The sequence below is a fragment of the Streptomyces sp. NPDC006430 genome (assembly GCF_040612395.1).
Lineage (GTDB): Bacteria > Actinomycetota > Actinomycetes > Streptomycetales > Streptomycetaceae > Streptomyces.
Genome location: NZ_JBEXQA010000015.1, coordinates 47,138 through 64,415 on the forward strand (window position 1 = coordinate 47,138; position 17,278 = coordinate 64,415).

Genomic DNA, 17,278 nt, shown 5'->3' on the forward strand with positions numbered 1-17,278 from the left:
AGCCGTTTCCGGGGCGCTGTCGTTCAGCGGGGCGGGCCGAGGTCAGTTGTCCTCGTAGACGCCGAAGAGGTCGACGATGAGGTCGATGTCGCCGTCGCTCTGGTTCCAGAAGTCGATGATGCCGGTGTAGCCCACGCCCGCCTGGACGAGGTTCGGGACGGTCTTGCCCGTCGTCCAGTTGAGGGTCGAGGAGGTGGGCGTGGCGGGCCAGCCCGCCGTGCCGTTCTCGTACTGCTCCTTGGTGTACGGGTCCGGGGTGACGGCGAGGAAGCCGCTGTCCCGGGTGTTGGTCACCGTGGAGTTCAGCACGAAGCCCTTGGTGTGCGGGTAGCCCGAGGCGAGCGGCATGTAGATGTAGCCGCGACCGCCGAGCGGACCGTCGGCCCAGTCGGCGCTGTCGCGGGTGTCGAGCAGCCGGGTGGGTCGGACCGGCACGTACGCGCTCGCGCTGTAGGGGCTGTAGTAGCCGACGACGTCGACGATGACGTCGATGCCCGCCCAGGCGCCGTTGCGGACGTTGATCTTGCCGTCGGGGCCGACGGGGACGATGACCGAGTTGGCGATGGTCTGGTCGGCGGTGAAGTTCACGTTGGAGGCCGTCGGGGCCTGCTGGCCGCCCGGGTAGACGGTCAGGTGGCCGTCCTGGCGCGGGTTGGTGACGGTCACGTTGAGCGCCACCGCGGTGGCGCCCGGGTTCACGCCGCCCTGGCCGCTGATCTGCACGCCGAACGAGGTCTGCCCGGCGACCTGGCCCTGGGCGGTGCCCAGGCCGGAGCGGGTGTCGACGATGCGGGCCGGATTCAGCGGGGTGTAGCCGCTGGACGCGGACTGGGTGAAGTAGCCGGTGACGTCGGCGATCAGGTCGACCGACTCCCAGCCGCCGTTGTACAGGTCGACGTACCCGTCCTTGCTGACCGGCACGATGGTCAGGTTGGGCACGGTCTGCCCGGGGACGAAGTTGACGTTCGACGTGGAGGGGCGCTGGCCGCCGCCCGCGTAGGCGGTGATGTGGCCGCCGCTGGCGGTGTTGGTGACGGTGACGTTGAGGGCCACCGCGGTCACCCCGGCCGGGATGTTGCCGTTCCCGGCTATCTTGAGGTGGGTGGCGGTGTAGGGGGCGACCTTGGCCTGGGCCGCGCCGGTCCCGTTGCGGGTGTCCAGCAGACGGGTCGGGCCGTACGGGGTGTAGTCCGAGCCCTCCGTCGTGACCACGACCTCGTTGGAGACCACGGCCTGGGTGTTCTGGTCGACCACCGTGACCTTGATCGTGTAGGTGCCGACGTGGGCGTAGGTGTGCGGCGTCGTCACGGTCTGGGTGCCGGCGGCGCGTTCCTGGCTCGTCGTGTTGTCGCCCCAGGCGATGCTGATCGTCAGTGGCGCGTCCGCGCTCGTGATGGCGGTGTCCAGCTTGAGCCCGTGCGCGCTGGTGGTCACGGCGTGCAGACCCACCGCGAGGGTGGGGTTCGCGCCGGTGGACGGCGCCTGCGGGGCAGCGGTCTTGCCCTGGACGGCCGGGCTGTTGAAGTCGGTGAACTTCGGTGCCGCGGCCTTGCTCAGGCCGGGCGTGGTCACCCCGTGGGCCTTGCCGGTGGACGGGTCGGCCGCGTGGGCCAGACCCGGGACGAGAGAGATGCCGGCCGCGAGTACGGCGGCGGATGCAGCGATGCGTCGGTATGACACCGAGCCCCCCCAAATGTCTGCCGATCCCTTGATCGGGATGCGAAGCCCGCTCAGGGTACATAGCCGAGCGGCGATTGATCACTCGGATTCCGGGGTATCTCTTAACGCCCTCCGGAGGTCCACAGTCCGGTTGTTCGACGGTGTCGACGGCAGGGCCTGGCCTGGCCGTCGACCGTTCGTACGGCCAAGTGGATCTGTACTGGGTGGAGGCGTGGATGAAGGCTGCTGTGCGCAAGTGGGAGGCCGTACGGGAGTTCGCGCGCGGGCTGCCGGAGGCGGGGGAGGAGTACCCCTGGGGGCCTGAGGACTGCGTGGTGAAGGTCAACAAGAAGATCTTCGTCTTCCTGGGCAACGCCGACGGCCCCGGGCCGCCCGGCCTCTCCGTGAAGCTCAAGGACGAGGCGCTGCACGGTCACGCCATGGCCGCACCCGGGGCGGCGCCGACCGGATACGGCCTGGGTCGGTCCGGTTGGGTGACCGTTCCGCTCGGCCAGAAGGGGGCGCCTTCCGTCGAGGTGCTGTGCGAGTGGGTGGAGGAGAGCTACCGGACGGTTGCGCCCAAGCGGCAGGTCAAGGAGCTCGATGCCCGGAGTCCGGAACGAGCCACGGCGGAAAACGGCTAAGCGCTTGCTCTTGTGCTGAGTGGAACACGTTCCTAGCATCGCTGGTGTTACATCAGTTGTGTCACACACTCCACACCAGGATGCTGGGGGCTCGATGGCAGTGACAGGGAACGCGCCCGGCGACGGCCCCCGCAAAGGCCCGCTCGCGGGCGTGCGCGTCGTCGAGCTGGCGGGCATCGGCCCCGGCCCGTTCGCCGCGATGCTCCTCGCCGACCTGGGCGCGGACGTCGTACGGGTGGACCGCCCCGGCGGTGGCGGGCTCGCGGTGAACCCCGCGTACGACGTCACCAATCGGAACAAACGGTCCGTACTGGTCGACCTGAAGTCCGCCGACGGGCCCGCCCGGGTGCTGGAGCTGGTCGAGCGGGCCGACGTGCTGATCGAGGGCTTCCGCCCCGGGGTCGCCGAGCGGCTGGGAGTCGGCCCCGCCGCGTGTCACGCCCGCAACCCCAAACTGGTGTACGGCCGGATGACCGGCTGGGGCCAGGACGGCCCGCTCGCCCACACCGCCGGGCACGACATCGCGTACATCGCCGTCACCGGCGCCCTCGGCATGATCGGCAGCCCCGGCGAGCCGCCGGCGGTCCCCGCCAACCTCGTCGGGGACTACGCGGGCGGCTCGCTCTACCTCGTCATCGGCGTCCTCGCGGCCCTCCAGCACGCCCGTACCCCGTCGGGTACCGGCCAGGTCGTGGACGCGGCCATCGTCGACGGCACCGCCCACCTCACCGCGATGATCCACGGAATGATGGCCGCCGGCGGCTGGCAGGACCGGCGCGGGGCCAACCTCCTCGACGGCGGCTGCCCCTTCTACGGCACCTACGAGACCTCCGACGGCCGGTACATGGCGGTCGGGGCGCTGGAGCAGCAGTTCTACGACACCTTCGTGGAGCTGCTCGGCATCAAGGACCGCGCCCCCGCCCGCAAGGACCTGGCCCGCTGGGGCGAGCTCCGCGAGGCCGTCGCCGCCCGCTTCAAGTCCCGTACGCGCGAGGAGTGGACGGCGGTCTTCGAGGGCACCGACGCCTGCGTGGCGCCCGTGCTGTCCCTGCGCGAGGCCCCGCACCACCCGCACCTCGCCGCCCGTGCCACCTTCACCGACTTCGGCGGGATCACCCAGCCCGCACCCGCCCCCCGCTTCTCGGCCACCCCGGTCGCGGTCACCGGCGGCCCCGCCCTGCCCGGGGCGGACACCGAATCCGTGGCCCGTGACTGGGACGTGCCGGGCCTGAAGGGGAAGGGCGCCTGATGGAACTGTCCATGATGCTCGACTACGCCGCAGACCCGCGCGGGGCTGCCGATGCGGCGGCGGCCCTGGAGACGGCCGGCCTCGACGCCGTGTGGGTCGCCGAGGCCTGGGGCTTCGACTCGGCGACGATCATGGGCTATCTGGCGGCCCGCACCGAGCGGATGAAGATCGGCTCGGCCATTCTCAACGTTTACTCCCGCACCCCCGCGCTCATCGCCCAGACGGCGGCAGGTCTCGACGCCGTGTCGGGCGGCCGGGCGCTGCTGGGGCTCGGCGCGTCCGGGCCGCAGGTCGTGGAGGGGTGGCACGGGAAGCCGTACGACAGGCCGCTCGGCCGGACCCGCGAAACGGTCGAGCTCTGCCGCCGGATCTGGCGGCGCGAGACGATCGACCACCACGGCATCACCGACATGCCGCTGCCGCCGGAGAAGGGCGGCCGGCACGGCAAGCCGCTGAAGATCCTCACCCGCCCGGTCCGCGACGCCATCCCCGTCTACATCGCCTCGCTGGGACCGGCGAACGTACGGATGACGGCCGAGATCGCCGACGGCTGGCTGCCCACGCTGTTCCTCCCGGAGAAGGCCCGCGCCGTGTGGGGGAGCGCCCTCGACGAGGGCGCGGCCCGGCGCGCCCCGGAGCTCGGCCCGCTCCAGACCGTAGCGGGCGGGCTGCTCGCGATCGGCGAGGACGCTGCCGCCGTACGGGACCTCGCGCGCCCGCAGATCGCGCTGTACGTCGGCGGGATGGGCGCGGTCGGCAAGAACTTCTACAACGACCTCGCCGTGGCCTACGGCTACGAAGAGGAGGCCCGCACGATCCAGGAGCTCTACCTCTCCGGCCGCAAGCGCGACGCGGCGGCTGCCGTTCCGGACGAGTTCTGCGAGCTCATGACGTTGTGCGGCCCGGCGAGTTACGTACGCGAGCGGGTCGAGGCCTTCCGGGAGGCGGGCGTCACCATGCTCAACGTCCAGCCCGTCGGCGCCGAGCCGGCCCGACTGATCGAAACCGTCAAGAGCTGGCTCTAGGGGGCCCCGATGCAACGCCGCATCTTCGACGCCGACCACGAGGCGTTCCGCGAAACCGTCCGCACCTTCCTCACCAAGGAGGTGCTGCCGCACTACGAGCAGTGGGAGAAGGACGGCATCGTCAGCCGCGAGGTCTGGCGGGCCGCCGGACGGCAGGGCCTGCTGGGCCTGGCCGTCCCGGAAGAGTACGGGGGCGGCGGGAACACCGACTTCCGCTACGCCGCCGTGATCGCCGAGGAGTTCACCCGGGCCGGCGCGGCCGGTCTCGCGATCGGCCTGCACAACGACATCATCGGACCGTACCTGACCTCGCTGGCCACCCCCGAGCAGAAGCGGCGCTGGTTGCCCGGCTTCTGCTCCGGCGAGACGATCACCGCCATCGCGATGACCGAGCCGGGCGCGGGCTCCGACCTCCAGGGCATCCGGACCACCGCGGAGGACCGGGGCGACCACTGGGTGCTCAACGGCTCCAAGACCTTCATCTCCAACGGCATCCTGGCCGACCTGGTGATCGTGGTCGCCAGGACCACTCCCGAGGGCGGCGCGCACGGCCTGTCGCTGCTGGTGGTCGAGCGAGGCACCGAGGGCTTCGAGCGCGGTCGCAACCTCGACAAGATCGGCCAGAAGGCGCAGGACACCGCGGAGCTGTTCTTCCACGACGTCCGGGTCCCCAAGGAGAACCTGCTCGGCGAACCGAACGGCGCCTTCGTCCACCTGATGACCAATCTCGCGCAGGAGCGGATGGGCATCGCGATGGCCGGTATCACCGCCGCGGAGTACCTACTGGAGATCACCACCCAGTACGTCAAGGAACGCGAGGCCTTCGGGCGACCGCTCTCCAAGCTCCAGCACATCCGCTTCGAGATCGCGGAGATGGCCACCGAGTGCGCCGTCACCCGCACCTTCCTGGACCGGTGCATCGTCGACCACTCCAATGGCGAACTGGACCACGTCCACGCCTCGATGGCCAAGTGGTGGGCGACCGAGCTCCAGAAGCGGGTCGCCGACCGCTGCCTGCAACTGCACGGCGGATACGGATACATGACCGAATACCGGGTCGCACGGGCCTTCACCGACGGCCGCATCCAGACCATCTACGGCGGCACGACCGAGATCATGAAAGAGATCATCGGGCGTTCCCTGCTCGGCTAACCTCCCTCGAAAGGCTTGACCAGTGAGCACCGAAGCTTACGTATACGACGCGATCCGCACCCCGCGCGGCCGCGGCAAGGCCAACGGCGCCCTGCACGGCACCAAGCCGATCGACCTGGTCGTCGGCCTCATCCACGCCCTGCGCGAGCGCAACCCCGGCCTGGACCCGGCCACCATCGACGACATCGTCCTCGGCGTCGTCGGCCCGGTCGGCGACCAGGGCTCCGACATCGCCCGGATCGCGGCCATCGCCGCCGGGCTCCCGGACACGGTCGCCGGCGTACAGGAGAACCGCTTCTGTGCCTCGGGCCTGGAGGCCGTCAACCTGGCCGCGGCCAAGGTCCGCTCCGGCTGGGAGGACCTGGTCCTCGCCGGTGGCGTCGAATCCATGTCCCGCGTCCCCATGGCCTCCGACGGCGGCGCCTGGTTCAACGACCCGATGACCAACTGGGACGTCAACTTCGTCCCGCAGGGCATCGGCGCCGACCTGATCGCCACCATCGAGGGCTTCTCCCGCCGCGACGTGGACGAGTACGCCGCCCTCTCCCAGGAGCGGGCCACCGCGGCCATCAAGGACGGCCGGTTCGCGAGGTCCGTCGTCCCGGTCACCGACCGCAACGGCCTGGTCGTCCTGGACCACGACGAGTTCGTCCGCCCCGGTACCACCGCCGACACCCTCGCCAAGCTCAAGCCGTCCTTCGCGGACATCGGCGACCTCGGCGGCTTCGATGCCGTCGCGCTGCAGAAGTACCACTGGGTCGAGAAGATCGACCACGTCCACCACGCGGGCAACTCCTCCGGCATCGTCGACGGCGCCTCGCTCGTCGCCATCGGCTCGCGCGAGGCCGGCGAGCGGGGCGGCCTCACGCCCCGCGCCCGGATCGTCTCCGCCGCCGTGTCCGGCTCCGAGCCCACCATCATGCTCACCGGCCCCGCCCCGGCCACCCGCAAGGCCCTCGCCAAGGCCGGACTGACCATCGACGACATCGACCTGATCGAGATCAACGAGGCCTTCGCCGGCGTCGTCCTGCGCTTCGTCAAGGACATGGGCGTCTCCCTCGACAAGGTCAACGTCAACGGCGGTGCCATCGCGCTCGGCCACCCGCTCGGCGCCACCGGCGCGATGATCCTCGGCACCGTCATCGACGAACTGGAACGCCAGGACAAGCACTACGGCCTCGTCACGCTCTGCGTCGGCGGCGGCATGGGCGTCGCGACCATCGTCGAGCGCCTCTGAATCGTCCTGATCCCCCGGACCCTCCGGGGGCCTGATCCCGCCTCTGACACGTCTGACACGGAAGTAGCGAACATGAGCGAGTCCACCACGATCCGCTGGGAACAGGACGAGACCGGCGTCGTCACCCTGGTCCTCGACGACCCCGACCAGTCCGCCAACACGATGAACCAGGCCTTCAAGGACTCCATCGCGGCGATCGCCGACCGCGCCGAGGCCGAGAAGGACTCCATCCGCGGCATCATCTACACCTCCGCCAAGAAGACCTTCTTCGCGGGCGGCGACCTCAAGGACATGATCGGCCTGCGCCCCGAACACGCGCAGCTCGCCTTCGACACCGGCACCGCGATCAAGCGCTCGTTGCGCCGGATCGAGTCCCTCGGCAAGCCGGTCGTCGCCGCCATCAACGGCGCTGCCCTCGGCGGCGGTTACGAGATCTGCCTCGCCTCCCACCACCGGATCGCGCTCGACGCGCCCGGCTCCAAGATCGGGCTGCCCGAGGTCACCCTCGGCCTGCTCCCGGCCGGCGGCGGCGTGACCCGTACCGTGCGCCTGATGGGCATCGCCGACGCGCTGCTCAAGGTCCTGCTCCAGGGCACCCAGTACAACCCGCAGCGCGCGCTGGACAACGGCCTCGTCCACGAACTGGCCGCCACCCCCGAGGAGATGCTGGCCAAGGCCCGCGCCTTCATCGACGCGAACCCGGAGTCGAAGCAGCCGTGGGACGTGCCCGGCTACAAGATCCCCGGCGGCACGCCGTCCAACCCGCGGTTCGCCGCCAACCTCCCGGCGTTCCCCGCCAACCTCAAGAAGCAGCTGAACGGGGCCCCGTACCCGGCCCCCCGCAACATCCTGGCCTGCGCGGTCGAAGGCGCCCAGGTGGACTTCGAGACCGCGCTGACCATCGAGGCCCGGTACTTCACCGAGCTCGTCACCGGACAGACCGCCAAGAACATGATCCAGGCGTTCTTCTTCGACCTCCAGGCCGTCAACGCCGGCCGCAGCCGCCCGCAGGGCATCGCGCCGCGCAAGGTCACCAAGGTCGCCGTCCTCGGCGCCGGCATGATGGGCGCCGGCATCGCCTACTCCTGCGCCCGCGCGGGCATCGAGGTGGTCCTCAAGGACATCACCCCCGAGGCCGCCGCGAAGGGCAAGGCGTACTCCGAGAAGCTGCTCGACAAGGCGCTCTCCCGAGGCCGTACGACCGAGGCCCAGCGTGCCGAGCTGCTCGCCCGGATCACCCCGACGGCCGAGGCCGCCGACCTCGCCGGCTGCGACGCCGTCATCGAGGCCGTCTTCGAGGACACCTCCCTCAAGCACAAGGTGTTCCAGGAGGTCCAGGACGTCATCGCTCCCGACGCGCTGCTCTGCTCCAACACCTCCACGCTGCCCATCACGGGCCTCGCCGAAGGGGTGTCGCGCCCCCAGGACTTCATCGGCCTGCACTTCTTCTCGCCCGTCGACAAGATGCCGCTGGTGGAGATCATCAAGGGCGAGCGGACCGGCGACGAGGCCATCGCCCGCGCCTTCGACCTCGTACGGCAGATCAACAAGACCCCGATCGTGGTCAACGACTCGCGCGGCTTCTTCACCTCGCGCGTCATCGGCCAGTTCATCAACGAGGGCGTGGCGATGGTCGGCGAGGGGGTCGAGCCCGCCTCGATCGAGCAGGCCGCGGCCCAGGCCGGCTACCCGGCCAAGGTGCTCTCCCTGATGGACGAGCTCACCCTGACCCTCCCGCGCAAGATCCGCAACGAGACGCGCAAGGCCTTCGAGGCCGAGGGCCGGACGTGGACCGCGCACCCCGCGGACACCGTCATCGACCGCATGGTGGACGAGTTCGGCCGCCCCGGGCGCAGCGGCGGGGCCGGCTTCTACGCGTACGACGAGGCGGGTAAGCGCGCCGGCATCTGGCCGGGCCTGCGCGAGCACTTCACCAAGCCGGACGCCGACGTCCCCTTCGAGGACATGAAGGAGCGGATGCTCTTCTCCGAGGCCCTGGACACCGTCCGCTGCCTCGACGAGGGCGTGCTGACCTCGATCGCCGACGCCAACATCGGCTCCATCATGGGCATCGGCTTCCCGGCCTGGACCGGTGGCGTGATCCAGTACATCAACGGCTACGAGGGCGGCCTGCCGGGCTTCGTGGCCCGCGCGCGCGAGCTGGCCGAGAAGTACGGCGAGCGCTTCAACCCGCCCGCCTCGCTGGTCGAGAAGGCCGAACGCGGCGAGACGTACGCCGACTAGTCGGGCGGCTGCGCCGGACCGGCCGCCCTCGCGGAGGGCGGCTGGTCCGCGTCCCCGTGGCCGAGCGGGGCGCGGCGGTCACGGCGGTCACGGCTTCTGGGGGCCGCTGGCCGCCGGCGCCGTTCACCGCGCTTCCGGGGCGAACGCCGCCCGTAGCTCCTCCTTCAGGGACCGCTGGAAGGCCGTGACCAGCGCCTGCACCAGCATCGGCTGCATGTGCGCCGACAGGGCCTTCATCGACTCCACCCGCTCCGGGTCGCTCTCGCCCCGTGTGAACGGCCCCCACACCTCGTCCCGGAACAGTGCCGTCAGCTCGTGCGCCACCGACCTGGTGTGCTCCGTGAGGACCCTGCGGGCGGCCAGGATCGTCCCGTGGGCGATCGGGACGTCGAGCAGCGCCACCCCCAGCCGCAGCAGTCCCAGGTCCACCCGGAACCCGTCGGCCGACTCCGCGAGCACGTTCATCGCCGCGAGCCGCCGCACATCGGTGTCCGACAGGGTCCGCCCCGCCCGCCGCTCCAGCTCTTCCCGTGAGATCTCCTGCTCCGCGTCCGGCGCCCAACTGGCCACCAGAGCACGGTGGATCGCCAAATCGTGCTCGCTCAGATCGGCGGGCAGCGCGTCCAGGTACCGTTCGATGGCGGACAGGGTCATGCCCTGGTGCTGGAGCTCCTCGATGAGCGCCAGCCGGGACAGGTGCTCGGGACCGTAGTGGCCCACCCGACGGGGTCCGATCACGGGAGGGGGCAAAAGGCCGCGCGTGCTGTAGAACCGTACGGTACGCACGGTGACGCCCGCCCGGGCCGCCAGCTCGTCGACGGTGAGCGTCGGCTCGGGTGCCTGGTCGGCCATCGTCTGCGCCTCGCTCTCTGCTCCACAGCTTGGGTTCAACAGTATTGCTGTCGCACCAACGATGTGAAACGGCCAGGAGCTGCCCATGACCACGAACCTGCGACTGCCCGGACGACCCGAAGAGATCACCCTCCCCGCCCTGCTGGCCCGCAACGCCGCCGAACACGGCGACCTGCCCGCCCTCTCGTGGCGCTCCGGCCCCACCGGCGCCGAGTGGACGACCCTCGACTGGAGCGAGGTCCGCCGCACGGTGGCCGTCCTCGCCGCCGGATACGCCGCCCTCGGCATCGAACGCGGCGACCACGTCCTGATCATGATGGGCAACCGTCCCGAGCACTGGCTCAGCGACCTCGCCCTCGTCCACCTCGGTGCCGTCCCCGTCACCGTGTACGGCACCTCCGCACCCGAGCAGATCGCCCACATCGCCCGCCACAGCCGGGCCCGGGTCGCCCTCGTCGAGGGGGGCCGCGAGCTCGCCCGGTGGGAGCCCCTGCTCGCAGACGACACCGTGCCGCTGGAGCGGCTGGTGGTGGCCGAGGCGGCGGACGCGGGAACGCACCGCACGTACGGCTCCCTGCACGCGAGCGGCGCCCGGCTGCACCGTCCCGACGCCTTCGAGAAGGCCTGGCGGGAGAGCCACCCCGAGGACCCGCTCACCGTCGTCTACACCTCCGGCACCACCGGCGATCCCAAGGGCGTTCGGCTGACCCACCGCAACATCATGCTCCAGGCCGTCCGTCTCGACCGGCGGGTGGACCTGCCCGAGCACGCCGAGCACCTCTGCTACCTGCCCTTCGCCCACATCGCCGAACGGATCCTCGGGATCTACCTACCGTTGCTGCGGGCCGCGCACGTCCGGCTCGTCGCCGACCCGACCGCCGTGGCCGTCGCCGTCCGCGAACTGCACCCGGTGCAGTTCTTCGGGGTGCCCCGGGTGTGGGAGAAGCTCGCCGCGTCCGTACGGGCCGTACTCGCCCAACTCCCCGACGCGCAACGGAAGTCCATCGAGGCCGCGAACGACCTCGCCCGGGCCCGGGCAAGTCACAGGGAGCGCGGCGAGGCGATCCCCGCCGCCCTCGAAGCCTCGTACGCCCGCGCGAAGGAGCTGGTGCTGGACCCGCTGCTGGGCCTGGCCGGCCTCGACCGGCTGCAGTGGACGGCCAGCGCCACCGCGCCGATGCCGATCGACGTGGTGCGGTTCTGGGCGGGCTGGGGCATCACCATCATGGACGCTTGGGGACTCACCGAGACCTCGGGGGTGTGCACGGTCAACAGCCCGGACGGTTTCCGGCTGGGTTCGGTGGGGCGTCCGATCGAGGGGCTGGAGCTGCGGCTCGCCGAGGACGGGGAGATCCTCACGCGCGGAGCGACCGTCTTCGACGGCTACCTGCGGCCCGACGGGTCGGTGGAGCGCGCGCACGACGCCGAGGGCTGGTTCCCGACGGGGGACATAGGCCGGCTGGACGAGGACGGGTTCCTCTGGCTGACCGACCGCAAGAAGGAACTGATCATCACCTCGAACGGCAAGAACGTCTCGCCCGCCCTGGTGGAGAACACGGTGAAGGAGCACCCGCTGATCGGCCAGGCCCTGGTGCACGGCGACGGCCGCTCCTACCTCGTCGCCCTGCTGGTGCTCGACCAGGAGCTGGCCCCGGCGTGGGCCGCGGCCCGGGGCATCGAGGCCGGCTCGCTCGCCGGGCTGGCCGCGCACCCGGCCGTCCGGGAGGAGGTCGCCCGCGCGGTCGAGGCGGCCAACGCCCGGCTCAACCGCACCGAGCAGATCAAGCGGTACCGGCTGCTGGCCGAGGAGTGGGGACCCGAGTCGGGCGAGCTCACCCCGTCGCTGAAGTTGCGCCGCCGGGTGGTCCGGGAGAAGTACGGCGCACTGATCGACGGACTGTACGAGGAGCCGTACGGCGAGCCGACCGGCGCCGCGCACGACGCCGCGCACGAAGGCACGCACGAGGCGCCGTAACCCCCGGGGCGGTCCGCCCCCGCCCGGAACGATCCCGCACGCGACCGGTCCCGCGGGTGCCCGCCGTACGACGGGCACCCACGGGAGAGCGGTCACAGCACTAGCGACCGATCAGCGGGTAGTGGTCGGAGAGGTTGGTGTAGGTGTAGGAGGTGCCCCAACTGGAGACCGTCCAGGGGGCCGACTCCTCCTTGACCACGTTGTTCTCCCAGTTGGCCGGGCGGGCGTTGCCCTTGCGGTACAGGACGTAGTCCAGGTCCTCGCGCGGGTCCGTCGGGTAGCGGTAGTTCGCGATCGAGTTCAGCGCGGTGTCGAAGGAGTACGGGTGGCCCGTGCGCGTGTCCGAGTCGGCCAGGTCGGCGTCGGTGAGCATCGACGCGAACTCCGGGGTGCGGGAGTCGACGTTCATGTCGCCCGCGACGATCACCTGCTCGTTCGCAGGGATGTTCTTGCCGTCCAGGAACGCGTCCATCGCCTTGAACTGGCGGGCGCGCATCTGCGCCGCCTCGCCCGCGCCGCAGCCCGGGTCGGTGGACTGGGCGTGGGTGCCGACCACGTGGACCTTGGTGCCGTTGACGTTCAGCACGACGTAGGCGAAGCCCTTGTTGGACCACCAGTCGGCGCCGCAGGCGTCCTTGTAGACGACCTGCTCCTTGCGGACGATCGGCCACTTGCTCAGGATCGTGACGCCGCCGTCCTCGGGGGTGGTGGAGGAGTACGAGCCGCCCGTGGCGTCCCAGCCGCTCTTGCTGCGGCCGACGACCGGGGTCTGGTACGGGTACTGCGTCGCGGCGTTCGACTTCAGTGCGTCCGAGGCCCCGTTGTCGAAGGCCTCCTGGAGCACGACCACGTCGTGGCCCTGGAAGAAGGAGGCCTTGGGGATCTCCGTGGCCCGGTGGTCCTGACCCCAGTTGGGGTAGAGGTTCTTGCTCATCAGAAAGGTGTTGTACGTCAGCACGCTGAGCCGGGGGGCCGCGACGCTCTCCGCGGCCGTGGCGGCCGGCGCGGTGGCGGCGGCCAGCGCACCGACGGCTATCGCCGCGACGGCCGTGGCAGCGGCGCGGTTGCGGCTGTGCTTGGTGTGCAGCATGAGGTCTCCATCATTCCTGCGGGGGGAGATCGACTCCGTCATCCAAGCAGCCGCGGTTACCTCTGGGTAACACCCGCGACAAAACTTTCTGTCCGGCTCGCGGCGATCGCGTCCGCACCCGGTTTCCGCACGGGAGGTCCCGGGAGCCCTGCCGGGTACGACCTCCCGGTCATACTGGATGGACGGAGCACGAAATCCTGGGGGCACGGGCATGAGCACCACGGAGCAGCCGGCAGAGCGGAGCGCGCGGCGGACGGGCGGCCACCGGTCCGACCCCACCCCACCGGCGCCCGGCGGGGTGCTCTGGACCATCGCCGGCGACGTCCGGGCCCTGCTGATGCTGCCCGCGGCCTTCACCATGCAGGTCGCCCACCCCGCGATCGGGGCCGGGGTCGATGAGCACTCGGTCTTCCGCACCGATCCCTGGGGGCGGGGCGAGCGCTCGCTGCGCTCCGTACAACTGTGGGTGTACGGAGGGGAGGAGGCCGCCGAGGAGGGGCGACGGGTGCGCCGGCTCCACAAGGAGATCAAGGGCATCGACACCCGCGGGCGGCGCTACCACTCCCTCGATCCCGCCTGCTACTCGTGGGTGCACGCCACCGGCTTCCCGGTCTACCTGTACGCCGGGCGCTACCTGTTGCGCCGCTTCACCCCCGCCCAGGAACGACAGCTGTACCGGGAGTGGCTCCAGGTCGGCCGGATCCTCGGCATCCGTGACCGGGACATGCCGCAGAGCATCGAGGAGTTCTGGCCGTACTACCGTCGGATGCTGGCCGAGGAGATCGAGCCCACCAAGGTCGCGCGTGAGCTGGTCGCCACGGACGTGCCGCTGCCCCGGCCCGAGGGCGGCTCCCTGCGGGTGAGGCTGCTGCTCCGGCTCACCTGGCCGGCCCTGCGGGCGGGCTTCCTCCGCTTCCGGGCCTTCGTCACGGTCGGGTACATGCCACCCGATGCCCGCGCCGCCATCGGGCTGGAGTGGACTCCGGCCCAGGAGCGCCGGCTCCGGCGGTTGAGCACGGTCGTACGGCTCCTGGTTCCGCTGCTGCCGGAGCGGCTGCGGTACCTGCCCCTCGCGCGCGAGGCACGGGCCCGGTGGCGCGCCGGCGCCCTGTGACGGGCGGCGCCGGCGCGGGTGCCCCGTACGGGGCACCCCGACCGGGCTCAGTGCTCGTGGATCGAGTTCGTCGCCGCGATCTTCTTCCATGACTTCGGCTCCACCGGCTGGGCGGCAGGGGCCGTACGGGACCGGGCGGTCGCGGGCGCCGTCGCGGACGCATCGGTCGGCGGGGCGAACGCCGGCCTGCCCGGGGTGTAGAGCCAGGTCTCGAACAGCTGGGCCAGTGGCTTGTTCGACACCTTCTCCGCGTAGCGGACGAAGTCCCCGACCTTGGCGTTGCCGTAGGCCCGCTCGGTGGGCCACCCCTTGAGGATCCGGAAGAACTGCTCATCGCCGATCTCGTTGCGCAGCGCCTGGAGGGCGATGCCGCCGCGGTCGTAGACGGCGCCGTGGAACTGGTTGTCCGGGCCCGGGTCACCGGGCTTGACCTGCCAGAACGGGTCTTCGGCGGGGTGCTGCTGGTACGCCCAGTCGGCGAGCTCCTGAGCGGTGCCCTCGCCCTCCTTCTCCGACCACAGCCACTGGCTGTAGCGGGCGAAGCCCTCGTTGATCCAGATGTCCTTCCAGCCGTCGACGGACACGCTGTCGCCGTACCACTGGTGTGCCAGCTCGTGCACGACCACCGAGACGTTCGCGCCGTTGGCGAACTGCCGCGGACTGTAGAACGGCCGGGTCTGGGTCTCCAGCGCGAAGCCCGACGGCACGTTCGGCACGTAGCCGCCCAGCGCGTTGAAGGGGTACGGGCCGAAGAGCCCCTCCAGCCACTCGGCGACCTCGCCGGTCCGCTCCACGCTCGCGCGCGCCGCGCCCGCGTTGTCGCCGAGGTCCTTGCTGTAGGCGTTGAGGATCGGCAGCCCGCTCGCGGTCTTGTCGGTGGTGACGTCGAACTTGCCGATGGCGAGCGTGGCCAAGTACGTGGCCTGCGGCTTGTTCGAGCGCCAGTTGTACCGGGTCCAGCCGAGCTTGGACGTCTGCGATTGGAGCACGCCGTTGCTGATGGCCTGCGTGCCGTCCGGCACGTTGATCGAGACGTCGAAGGTGGCCTTGTCGAGCGGGTGGTCGTTGCTCGGGAACCACCAGACGGACGAGTCGGGCTCCTGCGCCGCCACGCCGCCGTCCGGGGTGCGCTGCCAGGCGGACCAGCCGTCGATCTTGAACTCCGAGGGCTTTCCCGCGTACTTGACGACGACGGTCGCCGGCCTGTCCTTCTGCAACGGCTGGGCGGGGGTCACCTCCAACTCGTGGTCCCCGGACGTGGCGAACTTCGCCTTGGCGCCGTTGACCCGGACCTCGCTGACCTTCAGACCGAAGTCCAGGTTGAAGCGGGACAGGTCCTGTTTGGCGGTGGTCAGCAGGGTCGCCGTGCCCTCCAGCAGGTCCGTCTTCGGCTGGTACTGCAGACGCAGGTCGTAGTGGGACACGTCATATCCGCCGTTGCCGCTGGCCGGGTAGTAGGGATCGCCGATGCCCGGGGCCCCCTGGACCGAACTCGCCGCCGACGCCGGGATCACCAGCAGGAGGGAAGCGGCGAGCACGCTCGGGGCGATGACTTTGCGCTGCACGAAGAGCTCCAAGTGGTAGGGGAGACAGTTCCGTTCGAGGCCTCGTCGGTCGACCGTATTCACGCCCGGACTCCCACGTCATGTCCATCACCCCGGCTGTCACACGATCGCCATTCGGCCGTCATGGTCCGGTGCGCGGGGCACGGCGCGCGGCTGGCGCGGGGCGCGCCCCGTCCGGCCACCGGCACCGCGGGCACCGCCGGCGCAGGCCCGTGGACCCCGGCGCAACCAGCGGCTCACCGCCCCGTCGGCGCGGGCGCGACCCGAGGCCCGAGGGTGAGGGGGGCCGCCCGGAGGGGCCGCGCCGGGATGTCGGGGTCGCCCGCGTCCGGGCTGACGACCTGCCGAAGAAAGGCCTGAAAGAACGGGGTCGCCCCGGCGGGGCACGGGGAAGCGGCGCCCCGCCCCGGCGGTCGGGCCGGGAGAGGTGGCCGAATCGCATCGTGCCGGGCGGGGAGCGTTGTGGCGGTCGGGCCTACCCGGCATACTGAGCAGTCGGTAACCTGGTCGGCATGACGATTCCCCAGCTCGCCGCCCGTCGTTGTTGGCATGCAGCGATCAACCCGCTGCACGCAACCGTCTACTTCTCGCCCGACCTGGTCAAGGAGTTCGCCCCCTTCGGTGTCACCGACCGATCGGCCGCCAACCTCGCCTCCCGGTCCGCCGCCCTGGGCGCCGTCGGGGCCGGCACGGTCACCGCCACCTTCTACAACTACCGCTACGACTTCATAGCCCGCCACCTGCCCGCCGTCTGGGAGCAGATCACCCCCGCGCAGGCCGTGGAGGCCCGGCTGCGGGCCGTCGACAGCACGCTGCGCCGGCTGCTCGGCGCCGAGACCATCGAGTCGCCCGAGCTCGCCGAGGCCGCCGACCTGGCCATGCGGGCCACCGAGGCCTGCACCCGGCACGCCCGGACCCTCTACGCCGCGCACGCCGACCTCCCCGTACCCGACGAGCCGCACCTGCGTCTGTGGTACGCGACCACCCTGCTGCGCGAGCACCGCGGCGACGGTCACCTCGCCGCGCTGCTCCTGGCCGGACTGGACCCCCTGGAGGCGCTGGTCAGCCACTCCGCCACCGGCCGCGGCATGTCCTCGAAGTGGATCAAGGCCGTCCGCGGCTGGGAGCAGTCCGACCTGGACGCCGCCGCCGACCGGCTGCGCGAGCGCGGGATACTCGACGCCGACGGCGAGCTCACCGAGGAGGGCAAGGCCGTCCGCGAGCGCCTGGAGGACGACACCGACCGCCTCGACGCGGCCCCGTACGAGCACCTGGGCGCGAAGGGCCTGGAACGGCTCGCCGAACTCGGCGGCGGATTCGTCACCACCGCCATCGGCGCCGGCGCCTTCCCGGCCGACGCCTTCGGCAAGGCGTAGGACCCGGGCGGGGGCCCGAGCGCGGGGCTCCCGCCCCCCGTCACCGCCACCTGCCACAATTGGCAGCCTTCCAGTGCAAACGAAGGCAGGCGGGAC

Annotated in this window: 13 protein-coding genes; 9 read left to right on the plus strand and 4 right to left on the minus strand. The window is 71.1% G+C overall.

Features of this window, described 5'->3' with window-relative positions:
* Positions 1 to 42: 42 nt before the first annotated feature.
* On the minus strand, positions 43 to 1,680 hold the full coding sequence (locus tag ABZZ20_RS21850) for a hypothetical protein (protein WP_356871956.1): 1,638 nt from the start codon (positions 1,678 to 1,680) through the stop codon (positions 43 to 45).
* 215 nt (positions 1,681 to 1,895) lie between these two features.
* Here ABZZ20_RS21850 and ABZZ20_RS21855 point away from each other — a divergent pair, with 215 nt between their 5' ends.
* The 6 genes from ABZZ20_RS21855 (at position 1,896) to ABZZ20_RS21880 (ending at position 9,210) form a co-directional block, all read left to right on the plus strand.
* Positions 1,896 to 2,303, plus strand: a complete 408-nt coding sequence (locus ABZZ20_RS21855) for an MmcQ/YjbR family DNA-binding protein (protein WP_356871958.1) — start codon at positions 1,896 to 1,898, stop codon at positions 2,301 to 2,303.
* 94 nt (positions 2,304 to 2,397) lie between these two features.
* Positions 2,398 to 3,552 (plus strand): CaiB/BaiF CoA-transferase family protein, encoded by a 1,155-nt coding sequence (locus tag ABZZ20_RS21860; RefSeq protein ID WP_356871959.1) that lies wholly within the window; start codon positions 2,398 to 2,400, stop codon positions 3,550 to 3,552.
* Positions 3,552 to 4,577, plus strand: a complete 1,026-nt coding sequence (locus tag ABZZ20_RS21865; protein ID WP_356871961.1) for an LLM class F420-dependent oxidoreductase — start codon at positions 3,552 to 3,554, stop codon at positions 4,575 to 4,577. The genes ABZZ20_RS21860 and ABZZ20_RS21865 overlap by 1 nt, the downstream gene beginning before the upstream one ends.
* Positions 4,578 to 4,586: 9 nt before the next feature.
* Positions 4,587 to 5,729, plus strand: coding sequence for an acyl-CoA dehydrogenase family protein (locus tag ABZZ20_RS21870; protein ID WP_356871963.1), 1,143 nt, complete (start codon positions 4,587 to 4,589; stop codon positions 5,727 to 5,729).
* Positions 5,730 to 5,751: 22 nt separating this feature from the next.
* Positions 5,752 to 6,966 carry an acetyl-CoA C-acetyltransferase gene (locus ABZZ20_RS21875; RefSeq protein ID WP_356871965.1) on the plus strand — a complete coding sequence of 405 codons (1,215 nt, stop codon included), beginning with the start codon at positions 5,752 to 5,754 and terminating at the stop codon, positions 6,964 to 6,966.
* Between the two features lie 72 nt (positions 6,967 to 7,038).
* Positions 7,039 to 9,210 carry a 3-hydroxyacyl-CoA dehydrogenase NAD-binding domain-containing protein gene (locus ABZZ20_RS21880; RefSeq protein ID WP_356871967.1) on the plus strand — a complete coding sequence of 724 codons (2,172 nt, stop codon included), beginning with the start codon at positions 7,039 to 7,041 and terminating at the stop codon, positions 9,208 to 9,210.
* A 123-nt stretch (positions 9,211 to 9,333) separates the two neighbouring features.
* Here the strand turns inward: ABZZ20_RS21880 and ABZZ20_RS21885 are convergent, their stop codons facing one another.
* Entirely contained in the window at positions 9,334 to 10,062 is a 729-nt protein-coding gene (locus ABZZ20_RS21885) for a MerR family transcriptional regulator (protein WP_356871969.1), read from the minus strand.
* Between the two features lie 85 nt (positions 10,063 to 10,147).
* On the opposite strand from ABZZ20_RS21885, the gene ABZZ20_RS21890 reads away from it, so the two are divergent.
* The gene (locus tag ABZZ20_RS21890) at positions 10,148 to 12,037 is read left to right on the plus strand and encodes an AMP-dependent synthetase/ligase (protein WP_356871971.1); all 1,890 of its coding nucleotides are present in this window, start codon (positions 10,148 to 10,150) and stop codon (positions 12,035 to 12,037) included.
* A gap of 100 nt (positions 12,038 to 12,137) precedes the next feature.
* Here ABZZ20_RS21890 and sph read toward each other — a convergent pair whose 3' ends face one another.
* Positions 12,138 to 13,127, minus strand: a complete 990-nt coding sequence (gene sph, locus ABZZ20_RS21895; RefSeq protein ID WP_356871973.1) for a sphingomyelin phosphodiesterase — start codon at positions 13,125 to 13,127, stop codon at positions 12,138 to 12,140.
* Positions 13,128 to 13,338: 211 nt separating this feature from the next.
* Here sph and ABZZ20_RS21900 point away from each other — a divergent pair, with 211 nt between their 5' ends.
* Complete coding sequence (locus ABZZ20_RS21900; RefSeq protein WP_356871975.1) at positions 13,339 to 14,241, plus strand: oxygenase MpaB family protein; 903 nt, start codon at positions 13,339 to 13,341, stop codon at positions 14,239 to 14,241.
* Positions 14,242 to 14,288: 47 nt separating this feature from the next.
* Here ABZZ20_RS21900 and ABZZ20_RS21905 read toward each other — a convergent pair whose 3' ends face one another.
* On the minus strand, positions 14,289 to 15,806 hold the full coding sequence (locus ABZZ20_RS21905; protein ID WP_356871977.1) for a M1 family metallopeptidase: 1,518 nt from the start codon (positions 15,804 to 15,806) through the stop codon (positions 14,289 to 14,291).
* A 512-nt stretch (positions 15,807 to 16,318) separates the two neighbouring features.
* On the opposite strand from ABZZ20_RS21905, the gene ABZZ20_RS21910 reads away from it, so the two are divergent.
* The gene (locus ABZZ20_RS21910) at positions 16,319 to 17,182 is read left to right on the plus strand and encodes a hypothetical protein (RefSeq protein ID WP_356871979.1); all 864 of its coding nucleotides are present in this window, start codon (positions 16,319 to 16,321) and stop codon (positions 17,180 to 17,182) included.
* The last annotated feature ends 96 nt before the right edge of the window (positions 17,183 to 17,278 follow it).